The sequence below is a fragment of the Limosilactobacillus secundus genome (genome assembly GCF_020784695.1).
In the GTDB taxonomy this organism is placed as follows: Bacteria; Bacillota; Bacilli; order Lactobacillales; family Lactobacillaceae; genus Limosilactobacillus; species Limosilactobacillus reuteri_F.
The window spans coordinates 96700-112536 of the sequence record NZ_JAJGUA010000022.1 but is presented as its reverse complement, the minus strand read 5'-3'; the positions used below and the strand labels follow the sequence as shown (position 1 = coordinate 112536).

The following is a 15837-nucleotide window of genomic DNA, read 5'->3' as shown; positions in this document are numbered from 1 at the left end:
AGAGAATTAAATTGAGTTTTTAAAGGAGAACAATAAATGAACTACTTAATTGGTGTTGACGTTGGAACCTCTAGCACAAAAGCCGTTTTATATAATCAAGATGCGCAGGTGATCACACAAGCTAATTATGGCTACGAGTTACACCGTAATGCGGCAGGAATGGCAGAACAAGAGCCAGAAGAAGTAATCAATGCTGCTGAACGAGCTATCCATGATGTTGCAGCAGCGGTTGATTTCAGTACAGGTAAACTACTGGCAGTCTCAATTTCAAGCGCAAACCAAAGTCTCCTCTTATTAGATAAAGATAAAAAGCCCCTTTCACGGTTAATTACCTGGGCAGATAGTCGAGCTCAGCGCGCAGCAGATAACCTCAAGATGATGACTGAAGGCCAACAATTGTACATGAAGACGGGGGTTCCTGTTCACCCCATGTCAACATTGACAAAGCTCCTTTGGTTAAGGGAAGACGAACCAGATTTATTTAGCCGTACAGCATATTTTGCTGATATTAAGGCTTACCTTTTCTACCGGTTATTTAATGAATTTAAGGTTGATATGTCAATCGCTTCCTCAACCGGCTTGATGAACCTTAAAACTTGTGATTGGGATGACCAGGCACTTCGGGTTGCAGGGATAACCAATGATCAACTGCCTGAAATTGTCGATGGAACAACTCAAGCAATTGGTTTAGTGCCTAAAGCCCAAGAAAAACTAGGAGTACCCGCTAATACGCCATTTATCTATGGCGCTTACGATGGTGCCCTTTCAAATATTGGTGTTGGTGCAACCAAGCAAAATACAGTAGCAATTACAATCGGTACTTCCGCAGCTGTACGAGTCGTAACTGATCACCCTGTTATTGATCCAGAACGCCGCCTCTTCTGCTATGCTATTAATAAAGGATTGTGGGTCGTTGGTGGCCCGCTTAATAATGGTGGCGATGTCTATGAATGGGCAGTAAAACACCTTGTCGATAGTAGCGCAGTTAAAAACGAACAGGTGGATCCTTATACTTTAGCAAATCACGTTATTGAAGGAGTACCAGCAGGCGCACATGGTCTCCTCTTTCATCCCTTTCTCGGCGGTGAACGGGCCCCATTGTGGAATGCTAAAGCGCGTGGTAGTTTCTTTGGCCTTTCTCATATCCATACACGGGCTGATATGCTACGAGCAGTCATGGAAGGAATTAGTATGAACATTGCAACCGTCTTCCAAGCAGTCCGAGCGTTAGTCGGTGAACCAGCGAGCGTTACTGCAACAGGTGGCTTTGCTCGTTCAAAAGTATGGCGCCAAATGCTTGCTGATATCTTAAACTGTCCGGTTAACGTTCCTGACTCATTTGAATCTGGCTGCCTTGGTTCAGTAGTTATGGCCATGCAAAGTTTGGGAATGATCACTAGCCTTGATACACCACAAAAGTTCATTGGCAAGGTTAGTTCTTACCAGCCAGATCCAGCCGCAGTAAAAGTATATCAACGCTATACTCCGCTCTTCCAACAAATTGAAGATATGCTTGCTCCGGCTTATTCTGAAATCGCTAAACTGCAAGAACGACAAAACAATTAAAGAATTAAAAATCGATCTTACATCAGAACGTGATTGTAAGATCGATTTTTTAATTATGACTATTCTGTTAATAGGTTCTTAATATTACCTTTAGTATTTCTCGAATCAATATAAATCGCTTCCATCCATGTTATGATTAATTCGTGGTAAAAAAACATTTATAGAAAGGAAGTGGTACTAATGGCCGCATGGAAAAAATGGTGGGTTTCATTTGTAATGATGCTTCAGGTAATTGTTGGACTCGTTGTCGTATCGTTATGGTTTTATCGAGACCAGACTTGGACGATTCCAATTAATGATTGGCTTCATAGCCCCATCGGTCAAAGTTTCTCAGCAGGCGTTGCAGTATTTTTAATCATTGTTGCCTTAACCGTAATAGTAATTGCTGTTTTTCGTCCAACAACAACTAAACAAATGACAATTGCTAAAGATGGTGCTAATAAAGTTCAAATTGATCAGCATGCAGTTGAACACAGCTTAACTACTTCAATTGCTAAATTTGACCTTTATAACCCAGTGATTAAACTTAAAATGCACCGGAATAATCGTAATGCAGACGTTACCGTTCATGGAATGCTCTCTAAGAGAACCAATCCAAAACTAATTCATACAGTCCTACTCCAGACAATTAGAGAAAACCTCAAGCGGGACTTCGACATTAACCTTAATAAATTACACATTAAGCTAAGTCCCTACTCAAACAGAGAATCAGTTAACATTGTCTAAAAAAGGAGGTACTCCATGAAACTTGCTACAATTGGCGTTATATTAGGATTGCTTATCAGTATCAGTTGGATTATGTGGGGCTTTTTCCCAATGATCGGCATTCTATTAGCTATCACTATCTTGGGTGGGATTGGCTATATTCTTGATGCAAAGGGCTATTCATTAAATAAACTTGCGATAAAAATGTTAGATAAATTTGCCAACTAATTCAAGGAGGAATTAATATGACAACCACTACAAATAATAAAACAATTGATGAGCAGTTAACATTCGATGATCAAGTAATTGAGAAAATCGCCGGAATCACCGCTAGCAAAGTTCCTGGAATCCTTTCCCTTGATGGAAATATGTTTAGTGAATTAGCAGATAAAGTAACTTCCGGAAGCAATCCAACAAAGGGAATTAATGCTGATGTTGGTGAAAAGCAAGTCGCATTAAAAATGGAAGCTACCATCGAATATGGCAAAAGTGCTCCAGAAATTTTTAAGGCTGTTTGTTCTGAAGTACAGCATGCAATCAATAAAATGACTGGCTTGAATTTAGTTAAGTTTGAGTTACATATCAATGACGTTAAGACAAAAGAAGAAGTAGAAAAAGATACAAAATAAGGAAACGAGCTAAGCATCACGAGCACCTTCGTTTTCACCACGGAGTCCCCATATGCAACATAAGCCTCCAGCGTTCGGCTTTACCGAGCGTTGAGGCTTATTCTGCTTGCTTCCTATGAACGTGATTAAACTTTTACCATACTCTTTTACATAATAATCATTTAAAATGACGCCCTAAAATAACTAAATCACGTTTAATCCCATCAAGCTCTGCCACTTGTGGTAAAAGCCCCCATTGAGTAAAACCAAACGATTTAAATAACTTTAGGCTTGGAATATTATGACCAAAGATATAAGCCACGATTGTATTAACTGTTAAATTAGGCAATTGACCAATAATAAATTCCATGGTTTTTGTACCAATCCCTTGTGTTCGTGACCGTCGATCAAGGTAAATAGCAATTTCACTAGTATGATTATATGCTGGACGACCATAAAAATGTTCAAGAGCCACCCACCCGAGAACCTCATTTTGAGATTCGATTACCCAGATTGGATGATTTTCGTCAAAAGCTGCAAACCATTCTTTACGTTCGTCAACTGTTATCGGGGTAAGGTCTGCAGTCGCTAACCGTGATGGAATAATTTGATTATAGATTTCAACAATTTTTGGTAAATCTTCAAGTGTTGCTTTTCGGTATCCTAACTCCAATATACTTCCCCTCTAAAAATTTCCTAAACTAATTTTTTTGAACCATTCGAACTAACCTAATCATCATACTTAATAAAATTCCTATTGATGCTAGTAAGGTATATCGCCGTAATTGTTGATTTTCTTCAGTTAATAATTTTATTTCTCGTCGCATAGCTTTTTTCTTCACTGTAAGCACCGCCTTCATTAATTCTAACAAGATCATCATATCATATTATTTGCGATTGCTTCTTAATATTTTATCTTTATCCTGTTAATGGCTATAATAAAAATCATAAGGAAGTGTGTAGAGGGTATGATTTTAAACGATATTATCAGTATTTTATTATTTTGTGTGTTTGCTTATCTTTTTAATTTTAATTTTCACCGCGACAACTATGCCTATGCCATTGTGATGTTTATTGGCATGATGGTATTTTATGGCGATTTTTACCATCATCTCCCAATTAACTGGAAATTATATATTTTACTTATTGCTACGTTTTTATGGGCTTTATTCACAATTTTCATGGGAAGGCAAGCATTAATTAAACCAGCTCAACGTAAACATTTTTCTTATGCAACGATTATTGGAATTTTTGCAATTATTATCACTTTTATTTTCAGAATTATTCTTTAAAAGTAATGAGGGAGCGAGATCATGCAGTCGTAGTTGACTTCTATCACGCTCCCTTATTCTATTCCTAACAATCATGGGCTTGATCAATTTGAGAATTCAAGTCTGTATTACTAAGATCCAGAACTTCAAGATTATCTGTTAAAACACGTTTAGGACTGACAAGTGGCATTGTAAAGTATCGAGGATTAAACTTTACTTCCATTTCATCATCAAATTGGACTGCTGTATGACCTTTAATAAAAACATCCCCTAAATTGGAGGTAATCTTTTCATTATAATCTGGGGTAGCTAAGTCTTCTTTAACAAGAATTAGTCGATAATCACCATCTAAACTACAACTCCCAACTGCGGAAAATGGACCAACTCCATCATCAAAATCTAGGAGCATCTTTTTAGACGACAATTCATAACGTTGTAAACGCTCAATAGCTTGATCAGTAAATGTGATATTCATTAATATCAACCCCATTTCTTAAAATCAGTACTTATATTTTAGCTAATTAAGAATAAGCTTTGAAATTTAAAGCTCAAAAAAACTGAGAAAAATTGCAAAATCTTTCTCAGTTTTTTAATTAATTTATTTATTAACCTTCGAATGCATCAGTCAAAGGAGGAACAACTTGCTTCTTTCGTGATACAACACCTGGTAAATTCATCCGCTTGTTTTCGTTAAGTTTCTTACCAAAGGCTGCTTCAACCTTTTCAGCAGGATCACCAATAACTAATAATTCTGAGTCGCTGTTTAAGATGTTAGTAGCGATTAATAAGAATAAATCATAATCGTTATCATCCATCATACTTTGCATTTGACTTTCAAGATCAGCTTGACGACCAAAAACATCATCTAAATCGACGGTGTTAACTTGACCAATACGAACTTTCTTACCGCCAAGTTCAAAGGTCTTAGCATCACCATCAACGATATCAGCATCAGACTTAGCACCAAGGTTAGTACCAGCCTTAAGCATTTCAATACCGTACTTTTCGTAATCTTCAACGCCAGCAATCTTTGCTAAGTACTTAACAGCTTCACGATCATGGTCAGTTGTAGTTGGTGACTTCAAAAGTAAGGTATCAGAAATGATAGCAGAAAGCATCATCCCAGCCAAGTTAGCGGGAATATTAATATGCTTTTCTTGGAATAATTCTGTAATGATTGTACTTACGCAACCGTAAGGACGAGCAGTTGCCCAGAGTGGTTGGGCGGTTTCAAAGCCGGCAATCCGGTGGTGGTCAACTAAGTGCGTTACAGTGACTTTATCAATATCACTAACACTTTGTTGTGGTTCATTGTGGTCTACAAGCATTACCTTATCTACTTCGTTTGCAGCGGTTTCGATTACGCGTGGTGCTTCCATACCGAAAGTCTTCAATGCAAACTTAGTCTCATCATTTGGTTCACCCAAAGCAACTGCTTCCGTTTCATATCCTAATTGGTTTTGGAAGTATGAAAATGCCATCGCAGCGGTAATCGCATCTGTATCAGGCTTTTGGTGTCCAAATACTAATTCTTTGCTCATATAAATTCCTCCTGTTTGTTCACTACTTTAATCCTAGTTATTCCTAGTAGGTGAAACAATTTACATTTTCTATTCTATCATGGAAGTTGATAGATTAAAGAACAATTATTAAATATCTTTCCTATTATGAATAAAACCTTTTAAGATTTGCCACATTTGTTCATGTTGACTGTTAAAAAAGCGTGGCGGTTCTTCATCTAACGAAAAATATTCAATAGTTGTCGTTTCTGTAATTTTGGGCTGATAATGCTTAGCGTTACTATCCTTAACGAGATAAAAAGCATTAATTGGTTGAACACGATCACCATTAGGATAAGTGTAAAAATCCTGATCGAGAATTGCTAGTCGTTTGACGGGCACGACTTCCACTCCCGCATCTTCTTTAAATTCCCGCTTTACAGTTTGTTCAAAAGATTCGCCAAATTCCATATAGCCGCCTGGAAAGCCCCAATCACCAGTATCAGCTCGTTCTTGAAGCAAGACAGCTCCTTGCTTATCTAAAAGTGCTCCAGAAGCACTGGTCATTATTAAGGGACGGTTCCCAACTAAATCACGAATTTCTTTAATATAAGCCAAACTCCTCGCCTTCTTTTAATTTTGGCTAACAGGTTCTTCAGATAAAACATTCGTTTGTTTCATTCGAAGTTTTACTGGCTCCCCTTGCGTATCGGTATCAATTACAAAAGTCCCGTTTGACTTAATCGAACTTAGATGATGGTCAGTAGCCATTATATCTTGGAATGCTGGCCGGTTAGTAATAGCCTCAAAAGCTCCTTGATAATCATTGTTATAAGCAAGGAAGTCTGCAATTTCATGGGGATGTGATTTTAACCGACGAAGGACAAGTTCTCCTCGCCGTGCTCGTGCCCCAACTTCAATCTCATCAACTGGCATTTCCTTAAATGCTCCTCGTTGGGTAATTACAGCAATATCTTGACCATCCTTAACCAAAATTTGATCTGCTACTTGGTCATCATCTTTCAGGTTAATGGCCCGTACACCAGCTGTTCGAATCCCGGTTACAGGAACATCTGCCACATCATACCGCACTGCATATCCTTGGCGACTGATCGTCAGCAGTGAACGATTCTCATTTGTTGGTTCATAGTAATCAACATTTACAACTTGCGCATTATCCCTAAGCTTAATTGCAACACTTGCATGACTCTTATAACGAGACCCGGGCTTATAATCATTAAAAGCTGTTTGCTTTACTTGCCCATCGCTGGTTCCCATAATAATTGTACCTGGCTGATCCAGTTTATCAAAAATCATTGCTTTAATGATCTCTTCATTATCTGCTAAGCCGATTGTTTGTGAGATATGTTCGCCAGTATCCTTCCACCGCGCATCCGCAATTTCATGAATTGGGCGGTAAATAATATGCCCAAGATTGGTAAACATAAATAAATGCGATAATGTGTTTGTTTGTTGAATCAATAATGGGTAATCGTCTTCCCGGAGACCGTTTTCTTCTGCTTCTGAAGCCTTGAAGGAACGAATGCTGCTTCGTTTGATATAGCCCGCATGCGAAACCAAGACCACAACATCTTCGTTGGCAACCGTAACTTTAGTATCAATTTCAAGTTTTTCAACATGATTTTCAATCTTCGTCCGTCGCGGATTGCCAAATTCCTTCTTGATGGCCCTAATTTCCTTAGTAAGGACTTTTGCTAGCTCATTTTCGTTAGTCAAAATTAACTGATATTCATTAATCCGCGAATTTAATTGCTCTTGTTCTTTTTCTAACTCAGTTACATCCGTATTTGTTAAACGATAAAGTTGCAAGGTAACAATTGCTTCAGCCTGTTCAGGTGTGAAGTTGTATTCTTTTACTAAGTTTTCCTTTGCATCCTTACGATTCTTACTTGCCCGGATCGTTTTAATGACCTTATCTAAAATTGAGAGTGCTTTAATTAACCCTTCAACAATATGCAAACGTTGTTGAGCCTTCGTTAGGTTATATTGTGTCCGTCGACGAATAATCTCTTTCTGGAATTCGAGATAGGAAGTCAAAATTCGCTTCAATCCAACACGCATTGGTCGCTGATCATCAATCGCAACCATATTGAAGTTATAGTTAATCTGTAAATCGGTGTTCTTTAATAAGTAATTAAGAATACCGTTCGCATTAGCTCCCCGCTTTAGTTCGATTGCAATTCGTAATCCACTACGATCAGTTTCATCGCGAGCTTCCGCAATTCCCTCAACTTTTTTAGCAAGGCGCAGATCGTTAATTCGCTTAACCAGTTGCGCCTTATTTACTTCATACGGAATCTCCGTCACATTAATTTGTTGACGGCCACCCCGCAAGGTTTCAATCTCCGTTTTTGCTCGCACTACAACCCGACCGCGACCAGTCTGGTATGCCTTACGAATGCCATCAATCCCCTGAATGATTCCACCAGTTGGGAAATCAGGGCCAGGAATAAATTCCATTAACTTATCCAAAGAAGCAGTTGGATGCTTGATAAGATAAATCAGTGCATCAAGAACTTCACTTAAATTATGTGTTGGGATCTCAGTAGCATATCCAGCAGAAATTCCCGTTGCCCCATTAACAAGTAAGTTAGGAATACGTGCTGGTAAAACTGTCGGTTCCTTTTCAGTATCGTCAAAGTTTAAGGCCATCTCAACCGTATCTTTGTCGATATCTTGAAGCATTAAACCTGCTATTTTGCTAAGCCGTGCCTCAGTATAACGCATGGCAGCTGGTGGATCACCATCCATTGATCCATTGTTACCATGCATTTCAATTAGGGGGTCACGTAATTTCCAATCCTGACTTAACCGGACTAATGCTTCATAAATTGAACTATCACCATGGGGATGGAAGTTACCCATTACATTCCCAACTGATTTAGCAGACTTACGAAATCCTTTATCATAAGTATTTCCATCTTTATTCATGGCAAATAAAATTCGGCGCTGAACCGGTTTTAATCCGTCACGAATGTCAGGTAAAGCTCGTTCTTGAATAATTGATTTTGAATAACGCCCAAAACGATCACCCATGATCTGTTCGAGCGTCATATGTTCAATTTTTCCGTTTCTCACAAAACTTGATTCCCTTCTCTATTTATTCCATGTATTAATTGTAGGCGCTTTAGTCTGAGGTAATTGCCCTTTATTCTCAACTAATTTATCGGATTCTTGATCATCGGCTAACGTGAATTGGACATTCTCTTCAATCCATTCTCGCCGTGGTTCCACCTTATTACCCATCAAGGTAGTTACACGACGCTCAGCTAATTCAGCATCCTCGATCCGAACTTGGATCAGTGTCCGAGTTTCCGGATTCATCGTCGTTTCCCACAACTGATCAGCATTCATTTCACCAAGCCCTTTGAACCGTTGTAATTGTGCTCCCTTACCCATCTTCTTAGTCAATTTTGTTAATTCTTCATTAGTCCACGCATACGTGATATTAGTCTTAGCTCCACGTCCCCGTTGCAAACGATAAAGTGGTGGAAGAGCAATATAGATCTTCCCAGCTTCAATCATTGGCCGCATATACTTATAGAAGAAGGTAAGAAGAAGAATCTGAATATGTGCACCATCATCGTCGGCATCAGTCATAATAATAATCTTATCGTAGTTTGAATCTTCAACGTTAAATTCAGAACCAGCACCAGCGCCAACAGTATAGATAATTGTATTCAATTCTTCGTTTTTTAATACATCATCTAACTTCGCCTTTTCTGTATTTAGCACTTTCCCTCGTAATGGTAAAATTGCTTGGAATTTACGGTCACGTCCCTGCTTAGCTGACCCACCAGCCGAATCCCCTTCGACTAGGAACAATTCATTTTTCTTAGCATTTTTTGATTGGGCAGGAGTCAATTTTCCAGAAAGATTGCGTTCTTTTTTACCTTTTCGTTTACCACCACGGGCTTGGTTACGGGCTTTACGGGCAGCTTCTCGGGCTTCTCGGGCCTTTAATGCCTTACGAATTAACATCTGGGCAAAGTCACCATTTTCCATTAAAGCATAGTTAAGCTGCTCACTGACAATCGCATCAACAATTTTCCGTGCCTCAGGAGTTCCCAGTTTATCCTTTGTCTGGCCTTCAAATTGAAGTAGACGTTCCGGAATCCGGACAGAGATAACGGCTGTTAACCCTTCCCTAACATCACTACCTTCTAGATTTTTATCATTAGCCTTTAACAGACCAACCTTTTTTGCGTATTCATTGAAAGTCTTCGTCCAGGCACTCCGGAATCCGGCTTCATGAGTACCACCATCTGGAGTTCGAACATTGTTAACAAATGATAATAAGCTCTCAGAATAACCGTCATTATATTGAGCTGCTACTTCAACTTCGACCCCATCTTGCTTTCCGTCAAAGTAAAGCGTCTTTCCTAAAACGTCTTTACCCTCGTTAAGATAAGAAACGAATTCTTGAATTCCATTATCAAATTGGAATATATCTTGTTTCTCTTGACCAGCTCGCTTATCGGTAAGGGTAATCTTAATCCCTTTCAATAAAAAGGCCGACTCACGAAGCCGATTAGCTAAGGTATTATAGTCATAAACAGTAGTTGAAAAAATCTTCGGGTCCGGCTTAAATGAGACGGTCGTTCCGTTCTCAGCTTTGGTTTTTCCTAATTTTTTCAATGTTCCAACTGGTTGACCGCCATCCTTAAAAATTTCTTGGTAACGGACGTGATCACGGACAATTGTCAGAGTCAAATGTGATGATAAGGCATTTACAACGGAAGCTCCAACACCATGAAGTCCACCTGAAGTCTTATAACCGTCTGACTGACCAAATTTTCCTCCAGCATGAAGAACCGTCATAATAACTTCAGGCGTTGGCTTACCGGAAGCATGCATCCCAACTGGCATCCCCCGACCATGATCTTGAACTGTAATCGCATTGTCTGCTTCAATGGTGACGTTAATCTCATCACCATAACCGGATAACGCTTCATCAACGGCATTATCCACTATTTCATATACCAGGTGGTGCAATCCACGTGAGTCAGTAGACCCAATATACATCCCTGGTCTTTTTCGTACTGCCTCAAGCCCTTTTAATACTTGTATGGATGAGGCATCATATTTTACTTCTTCTTTGGCCACAAAATGACCTCCCATTGCCAATATTATACCTAAACGTATGTTCGGAAAATTATTTTACCATTTACATTTGTTAATTGTAAAGCTAAACCGGCTACAATTTCAATTCATAATTAAAATGATACTGAAAACTTGGTAGATTGGCAAATTGTGTCTTCCTAGTGGTTAAAATTAAATATTCATGCTATGCTTAAAAGCTGTATAAGCTATTATTAAGGAGCTATTTATATGATTTTTGAAATTATTGGGATGATTATTATCGCTTACCTCTTAGGTTCAATCCCAACTGGCCTCTGGATTGGTAAGTATATTTATCATAAAGATATCCGCAAGTTAGGTAGCGGTAATATCGGCACAACAAATACCTTTCGGACACTAGGTTTTAAGGCGGGTGTCGTTGTTTTGGTTATCGATATTCTAAAGGGAACACTTGCTGCCAGTCAGCCATACTTTTTAGGGATATCTGGAACCGTCAATCCACTGCTGATCGGACTATTTGCCAGCCTTGGTCATACTGTATCAATATTCGATAATTTTCATGGTGGAAAGGCAGTGGCAACTAGCGCGGGGATTCTATTAGCTTATAACCCCCTCCTCTTTGTTATTGCATGTTTGATTTTTATCTTCGTCTTATGCTTAACAAGTATGGTTAGTGCCGCCAGCATGGTAGGTATTAGTGCAATTTTTATTATTGCCATCTTCATTCATGCTTGGATTTTAGCAATCGTGGCTGGAATATTAACAGGATTGGTCTTTTACCGTCATCGATCAAATATTCATCGAATTTTAACTGGAAAAGAATCAATGGTAAGTTTTGGCCTTGGCTATTATTTACGAGAAAAGAAGCTAAATAAATAGGAGACTGGAAATGGAAAGTTTCACAGTCTCCTATTTTTTCGTTAAAATGGCTTAATACTAAAGTGATAATTATCTGTTTCATTTGGTGCAAGACGATGCATCCCTTGCTTATGAAGGAGCAGCCCATCAGCATTGACATTATCTGCTATTCCCCACCATGGTTCTACACATACAAATGGAGCTGTACTTGGATACTGCGACCAAACTCCTACATATTCCGTATTAAAGGTATCAACTACGACCCCATGATTAGCAACAGTATCTGTTAATTTGGCTGTAAAATGGCCGCCATCTGTTTTGAAAATAATAGCATCCTTGTTAAAAAGATCATGATTAAGTGATAACGACTCCTTCATATCAATCAATTGCGGATGAGCTGAATCGTTATAGGAGCCATCTAAAACGATCCGTGAATATTCTGTTGCCGGTTTAACGCTTAATTCTGTTTGTTCAAAATTCCCGGCACCAGTTAATGGCATATTAAAACCAGGATGTGCTCCAATAGCATAGATTAAGGTTTCATCTCCACTCGGGTTTTTTACCGCATAGCTGATTTCAACCTTATCAACAACTAATTCGAATTTTACCTGAAGACTAAATGAAAAAGGAAATACCTTCTTAGTTTCACTATCATCATGCTCTTCCATCACAACCATCGATGGTGTTTGCTCAATAACTTGGAATTTTCGATCACGTGCAAAACCATGTTGCGTTTGATGATAAGTTTGGTTGCCATATTGATATTGATCATCTTTTAAGCGGCCCACGAACGGAAAAAGGATTGGCGCTTGGCGATTCCATGAAGCGGGATCCCCCTGCCATAAGTATTCGATTTCGTTATCCTGCCGTTTAATACTATGTAATTGAGCACCTAATTCATCAATTTGCACAGTTAATTGTTGGTTTTGTAAAGTAATCATTGTTATCGATCCCTTCAATTGATAATCGTTTAACATTAAGTATATAAAAAAGGTTCCAAACGCACAATAGCAGATTTTGGAACCCTTTTCAATAAAAAATTAAGTAAAACAAGTGCAACATTTTTACTTCTGAACTTCTTCTTGGTAATCTCCATTTGGACAGACAACCTGTTTGCCGCCCTTAACTTTCTTTTCAACAAGGAAATGGCCATCCTTAGGGCAATTACGTCCAATCGGTTTATCCCATGAAACAAAGTCACAATCTGGATAACGAGAACAGCCATAGAAAGTTCGGTTTTTCTTTGACTTTCGTTCAACAACCGTTCCTTGTCCACACTTTGGACATGTAATTCCGGTATCTTTTACAATCGCTTTGGTATTCCGACAATTTGGGAAGCGAGAACATGCATAAAATTTACCATAACGTCCCATTTTAATAACCATTGGGGCCCCGCAAATTTCACAATCTGTTCCAGCAAGCTCATCCTTCATCTCAATCTTATCAACCTCTTCTTCAGCTGTATCAACTTCTTTTGAGAATGGTTGATAGAATTTATCAACAACATTAATCCAGTTTTGCTTCCCTTCTTCGATCTCATCAAGCTTTCCTTCAATATCGGCAGTAAATTGGACATTGACAATATCAGGAAATTGCTTTTCGATAATTCGATTGACAATTTCACCCAATTCAGTTGGCTCAAAGTGGCGTGATACAAGGCGTACATAATAACGGCGCTGAATCGTATCAAGAGTTGGAGCATAGGTTGATGGACGACCGACGCCATTTTCTTCCAAGGTTTTAATAAGAGCCGCTTCTGTATAACGAGCAGGCGGCTGGGTAAAGTGCTGGGCCGGATCGTCCTTTATCATTTTTGCTTTGTCACCTTCAGTTAATTCTGGCAATAAGTTATCTTTTTCAGTTCCTCGTTTATATACTTTCGTAAATCCAGGGAACTTAACTTTTGATCCATTTGCACGGAAATCGACCCCATTTTGCTGAAGGTTAATACTCATCGTATCAATTACTTCTGCAGTCATTTGACTAGCTACAAACCGTGACCAAATCAAATTATAAAGTTTATATTGGTCAGGAGTTAAATATTGCTTCATTTTAGCTGGTGTCCGGTAAACTGAAGTTGGCCGGATAGCTTCGTGAGCATCTTGTGCTCCTTCAGGTAATTTTCCCTTAACCGGCTTTATTGCCGCATATTCCGCTCCATAGTTTTCATGAATATAGTTAGACGCTTCATGCTTAGCAATTGAGGCTACCCGAGTCGAGTCCGTCCGCATATAGGTAATTAACCCAACTGGCGCCCCTTCTTTAATGTCGATTCCTTCATATAACATTTGTGCTGCCATCATTGTCTTTCGTGTTCGGAAGTTCAAACGACGGTTGGCGTCTTGTTGCATAGTCGAGGTCGTATATGGTGGCTGTGGTTGCCGACGACGTTCTTTTTTCGTCACCTTAGTAACATCAAAGTCTTTCTTTTTATCAAGTTTAGAAAGGATTGCTTGCACGTCATCATTATTCTTCAAGGAAACCTTTTTACCATTTTCACCGTAAAAACTAGCCTTAAATTCTTCTTTGTCCTTCTTGAAATCAGCATCAATTGTCCAGTATTCCTCTGGTTTGAAGTTTTTAATTTCATTTTCACGTTGAATAATCAGATAAAGGGCAACTGATTGCACACGACCAGCACTTAAGCCTTTTTTAACTTTCTTCCATAAAATTGGGCTAATTGAATATCCAACTAATCGATCTAATACCCGTCGTGCCTGTTGGGCATCCACGAGATCCATATTAATTTCTCGGGGTTCCTTAAAAGCTTCTTTAACCGCATCCTTAGTAATTTCATTAAAGGTAACCCGGTTCTTTTGATCATCGTCAAGCTTTAAAATATTTGAAACATGCCAGGCAATTGCTTCCCCTTCACGGTCCGGGTCAGATGCAAGATATACGGCTTTCGCATTTTTAGCGTCCTTCCGTAGTTCCTTAATTACATCACCCTTCCCCCGAATTGAAATGTAATCAGGGGTGTAGTCATTTTCAATATCTACCCCCATCCGGCTTTTTGGTAAGTCCCGAATATGGCCTAAACTAGCCACAACCTTATAGGACCGGCCTAAAAATTTACCGATTGTTTTTGCCTTTGATGGTGACTCCACGATCACCAGATTTTTTTTAATTTTTGAACGGCGACGAGTTGTCTTTTTCGCCGTTGATTTGGTTGTTTTGGTTGCCATTCTGGTAGGCTCCTAACATTTTTAATATTTCATTCAATAATATTATTAATCCATTTGACTACCATCTGTCAAATATAATCTCTAACTGAACAAAATATTTTAATCAACTTCTCACCAGAAATCAAGCCTTCGAATCATACAGCTGAAACTCATCTAGCAGATCTTGGGCGCTGAGAATTGGTTTCGCGCCAGCTGCGATTAAACTGTTACATCCTACTGATAAAGGAGCATCAATCCTTCCAGGAATAGCACATACCGACCGATTTTCATCTAAGCCGATATTAGCCGTGATTAAACTCCCACTCCGTTTCTTTGCCTCGACAACCAAAACCACTTCGCTTAAACCTGCAATAATTCGGTTCCTTTCTGGAAAGTGATAAGCCACAGGTGGTTCGCCCCGCCCATACTCAGAAATTACTAATCCTTGTCTGGCAACTTCATCTTGAAGAGCGTGGTGATTTCGTGGGTAAGCTTGATCTAAACCTGTCCCAATCACTCCAATAGTAAGGCCACCATGTTTTAGCGCAAGTTCATGGCTAAAACCATCTACTCCTTGAGCTAATCCGCTGATTACTACTATTTGCCGCTTAATTATTGGTGGTAATAATCCCCGTAAAGCGCTCTGTCCATAATTAGTTATTTGTCTAGTGCCAACAACACCAATTGAAGGTTGATGAAGCAAACTCAAATTACCACGATAAAACAAAACTAAGGGCGGACAGTACGTCTCTTTCAAGGGCATCGGGTATAATGGATCCACAATCGTAATAAACTTTTCCTGCCTATTTAAGGCCACTGCTTGATCAAGTTCTGGACTTGTCCAGTTATTTTTTAATGATGATGCACTTCGCAAGCTAATATTTGCATGATCAATCAAATAGTTAATATTATTAAAGCATCGTGCCTGTTGAGCACACTCCCATAGACGATACTTTGAAACTAAGCCAATCCCGCGACATAAACTTAAACGTAATAGAAAATCGTTTACTTGTAACATAAAAAAGCCTCCCTATATTTATATACGAAAGCTTTTTGAAAATGC

At 39.0% G+C, this 15837-nt stretch carries 16 protein-coding genes; 6 read left to right on the top strand and 10 right to left on the bottom strand.

All coding sequences use genetic code 11. The features are described from left to right. The first annotated feature begins 36 nt into the window (after positions 1–36). From LMB57_RS01075 to LMB57_RS01060, 4 genes are all read left to right on the top strand, one after another. Complete coding sequence (locus tag LMB57_RS01075) at positions 37–1566, top strand: gluconokinase (RefSeq protein WP_229272107.1); 1530 nt, start codon at positions 37–39, stop codon at positions 1564–1566. A 180-nt stretch (positions 1567–1746) separates the two neighbouring features. Continuing rightward, positions 1747–2292, top strand: a complete 546-nt coding sequence (gene amaP / locus LMB57_RS01070; protein ID WP_229272108.1) for an alkaline shock response membrane anchor protein AmaP — start codon at positions 1747–1749, stop codon at positions 2290–2292. A 15-nt stretch (positions 2293–2307) separates the two neighbouring features. Next, a complete protein-coding gene (locus tag LMB57_RS01065; RefSeq protein WP_229272109.1) occupies positions 2308–2499 on the top strand; it encodes a hypothetical protein in 192 nt (63 codons plus the stop codon). A gap of 17 nt (positions 2500–2516) precedes the next feature. Next, a complete protein-coding gene (locus tag LMB57_RS01060) occupies positions 2517–2900 on the top strand; it encodes an Asp23/Gls24 family envelope stress response protein (protein WP_229272110.1) in 384 nt (127 codons plus the stop codon). A gap of 157 nt (positions 2901–3057) precedes the next feature. On the opposite strand, the gene LMB57_RS01055 is transcribed toward LMB57_RS01060, so the two are convergent. Next, positions 3058–3552 carry a GNAT family N-acetyltransferase gene (locus LMB57_RS01055; protein WP_229272111.1) on the bottom strand — a complete coding sequence of 165 codons (495 nt, stop codon included), beginning with the start codon at positions 3550–3552 and terminating at the stop codon, positions 3058–3060. Between the two features lie 28 nt (positions 3553–3580). Beyond that, positions 3581–3760, bottom strand: coding sequence for a hypothetical protein (locus LMB57_RS01050; RefSeq protein ID WP_078009056.1), 180 nt, complete (start codon positions 3758–3760; stop codon positions 3581–3583). An 87-nt stretch (positions 3761–3847) separates the two neighbouring features. Here LMB57_RS01050 and LMB57_RS01045 point away from each other — a divergent pair, with 87 nt between their 5' ends. After that, the gene (locus LMB57_RS01045) at positions 3848–4171 is read left to right on the top strand and encodes a hypothetical protein (protein ID WP_019253404.1); all 324 of its coding nucleotides are present in this window, start codon (positions 3848–3850) and stop codon (positions 4169–4171) included. Positions 4172–4235: 64 nt separating this feature from the next. On the opposite strand, the gene LMB57_RS01040 is transcribed toward LMB57_RS01045, so the two are convergent. The 5 genes from LMB57_RS01040 to parE all read right to left on the bottom strand — a co-directional run bounded on the left by LMB57_RS01040 (position 4236) and on the right by parE (position 10791). Continuing rightward, positions 4236–4625: an iron-sulfur cluster biosynthesis family protein gene (locus LMB57_RS01040; protein ID WP_324255215.1), complete on the bottom strand. Its 390-nt coding sequence runs from the start codon at positions 4623–4625 to the stop codon at positions 4236–4238. Between the two features lie 130 nt (positions 4626–4755). Continuing rightward, on the bottom strand, positions 4756–5691 hold the full coding sequence (locus tag LMB57_RS01035; RefSeq protein WP_229272113.1) for a manganese-dependent inorganic pyrophosphatase: 936 nt from the start codon (positions 5689–5691) through the stop codon (positions 4756–4758). 108 nt (positions 5692–5799) lie between these two features. Further along, the gene (locus tag LMB57_RS01030) at positions 5800–6267 is read right to left on the bottom strand and encodes an NUDIX hydrolase (RefSeq protein ID WP_229272114.1); all 468 of its coding nucleotides are present in this window, start codon (positions 6265–6267) and stop codon (positions 5800–5802) included. Between the two features lie 15 nt (positions 6268–6282). Then, positions 6283–8748: a DNA topoisomerase IV subunit A gene (parC, locus tag LMB57_RS01025; RefSeq protein ID WP_229272115.1), complete on the bottom strand. Its 2466-nt coding sequence runs from the start codon at positions 8746–8748 to the stop codon at positions 6283–6285. 18 nt (positions 8749–8766) lie between these two features. Next, the gene (gene parE / locus LMB57_RS01020; RefSeq protein ID WP_267493700.1) at positions 8767–10791 is read right to left on the bottom strand and encodes a DNA topoisomerase IV subunit B; all 2025 of its coding nucleotides are present in this window, start codon (positions 10789–10791) and stop codon (positions 8767–8769) included. 210 nt (positions 10792–11001) lie between these two features. Between parE and plsY the strand changes: the two genes are divergently transcribed. After that, complete coding sequence (gene plsY / locus LMB57_RS01015) at positions 11002–11631, top strand: glycerol-3-phosphate 1-O-acyltransferase PlsY (RefSeq protein ID WP_229272117.1); 630 nt, start codon at positions 11002–11004, stop codon at positions 11629–11631. A 41-nt stretch (positions 11632–11672) separates the two neighbouring features. Here the strand turns inward: plsY and LMB57_RS01010 are convergent, their stop codons facing one another. The 3 genes from LMB57_RS01010 to dprA form a co-directional block, all read right to left on the bottom strand. Continuing rightward, positions 11673–12551 carry an aldose 1-epimerase family protein gene (locus LMB57_RS01010; protein ID WP_473964532.1) on the bottom strand — a complete coding sequence of 293 codons (879 nt, stop codon included), beginning with the start codon at positions 12549–12551 and terminating at the stop codon, positions 11673–11675. A 123-nt stretch (positions 12552–12674) separates the two neighbouring features. Next, on the bottom strand, positions 12675–14795 hold the full coding sequence (gene topA, locus LMB57_RS01005) for a type I DNA topoisomerase (protein ID WP_229272119.1): 2121 nt from the start codon (positions 14793–14795) through the stop codon (positions 12675–12677). A gap of 121 nt (positions 14796–14916) precedes the next feature. Beyond that, entirely contained in the window at positions 14917–15792 is an 876-nt protein-coding gene (gene dprA, locus LMB57_RS01000; protein WP_229272120.1) for a DNA-processing protein DprA, read from the bottom strand. Between the last annotated feature and the right edge of the window lie 45 nt (positions 15793–15837).

Excerpts from the sequence above, each read along its gene's own strand:
- LMB57_RS01065 (WP_229272109.1), top strand. The coding sequence starts at position 2,308 with ATGAAACTTGCTACAATTGGCGTTATATTAGGATTGCTTATCAGTATC.
- LMB57_RS01035 (WP_229272113.1), bottom strand. The coding sequence starts at position 5,691 with ATGAGCAAAGAATTAGTATTTGGACACCAAAAGCCTGATACAGATGCG.
- topA (WP_229272119.1), bottom strand. The coding sequence starts at position 14,795 with ATGGCAACCAAAACAACCAAATCAACGGCGAAAAAGACAACTCGTCGC.
- LMB57_RS01045 (WP_019253404.1), top strand. The coding sequence starts at position 3,848 with ATGATTTTAAACGATATTATCAGTATTTTATTATTTTGTGTGTTTGCT.
- plsY (WP_229272117.1), top strand. The coding sequence starts at position 11,002 with ATGATTTTTGAAATTATTGGGATGATTATTATCGCTTACCTCTTAGGT.
- LMB57_RS01040 (WP_324255215.1), bottom strand. The coding sequence starts at position 4,625 with ATGAATATCACATTTACTGATCAAGCTATTGAGCGTTTACAACGTTAT.
- amaP (WP_229272108.1), top strand. The coding sequence starts at position 1,747 with ATGGCCGCATGGAAAAAATGGTGGGTTTCATTTGTAATGATGCTTCAG.
- LMB57_RS01060 (WP_229272110.1), top strand. The coding sequence starts at position 2,517 with ATGACAACCACTACAAATAATAAAACAATTGATGAGCAGTTAACATTC.
- LMB57_RS01075 (WP_229272107.1), top strand. The coding sequence starts at position 37 with ATGAACTACTTAATTGGTGTTGACGTTGGAACCTCTAGCACAAAAGCC.
- LMB57_RS01050 (WP_078009056.1), bottom strand. The coding sequence starts at position 3,760 with ATGATGATCTTGTTAGAATTAATGAAGGCGGTGCTTACAGTGAAGAAA.
- parE (WP_267493700.1), bottom strand. The coding sequence starts at position 10,791 with ATGGGAGGTCATTTTGTGGCCAAAGAAGAAGTAAAATATGATGCCTCA.
- dprA (WP_229272120.1), bottom strand. The coding sequence starts at position 15,792 with ATGTTACAAGTAAACGATTTTCTATTACGTTTAAGTTTATGTCGCGGG.
- LMB57_RS01010 (WP_473964532.1), bottom strand. The coding sequence starts at position 12,551 with ATGATTACTTTACAAAACCAACAATTAACTGTGCAAATTGATGAATTA.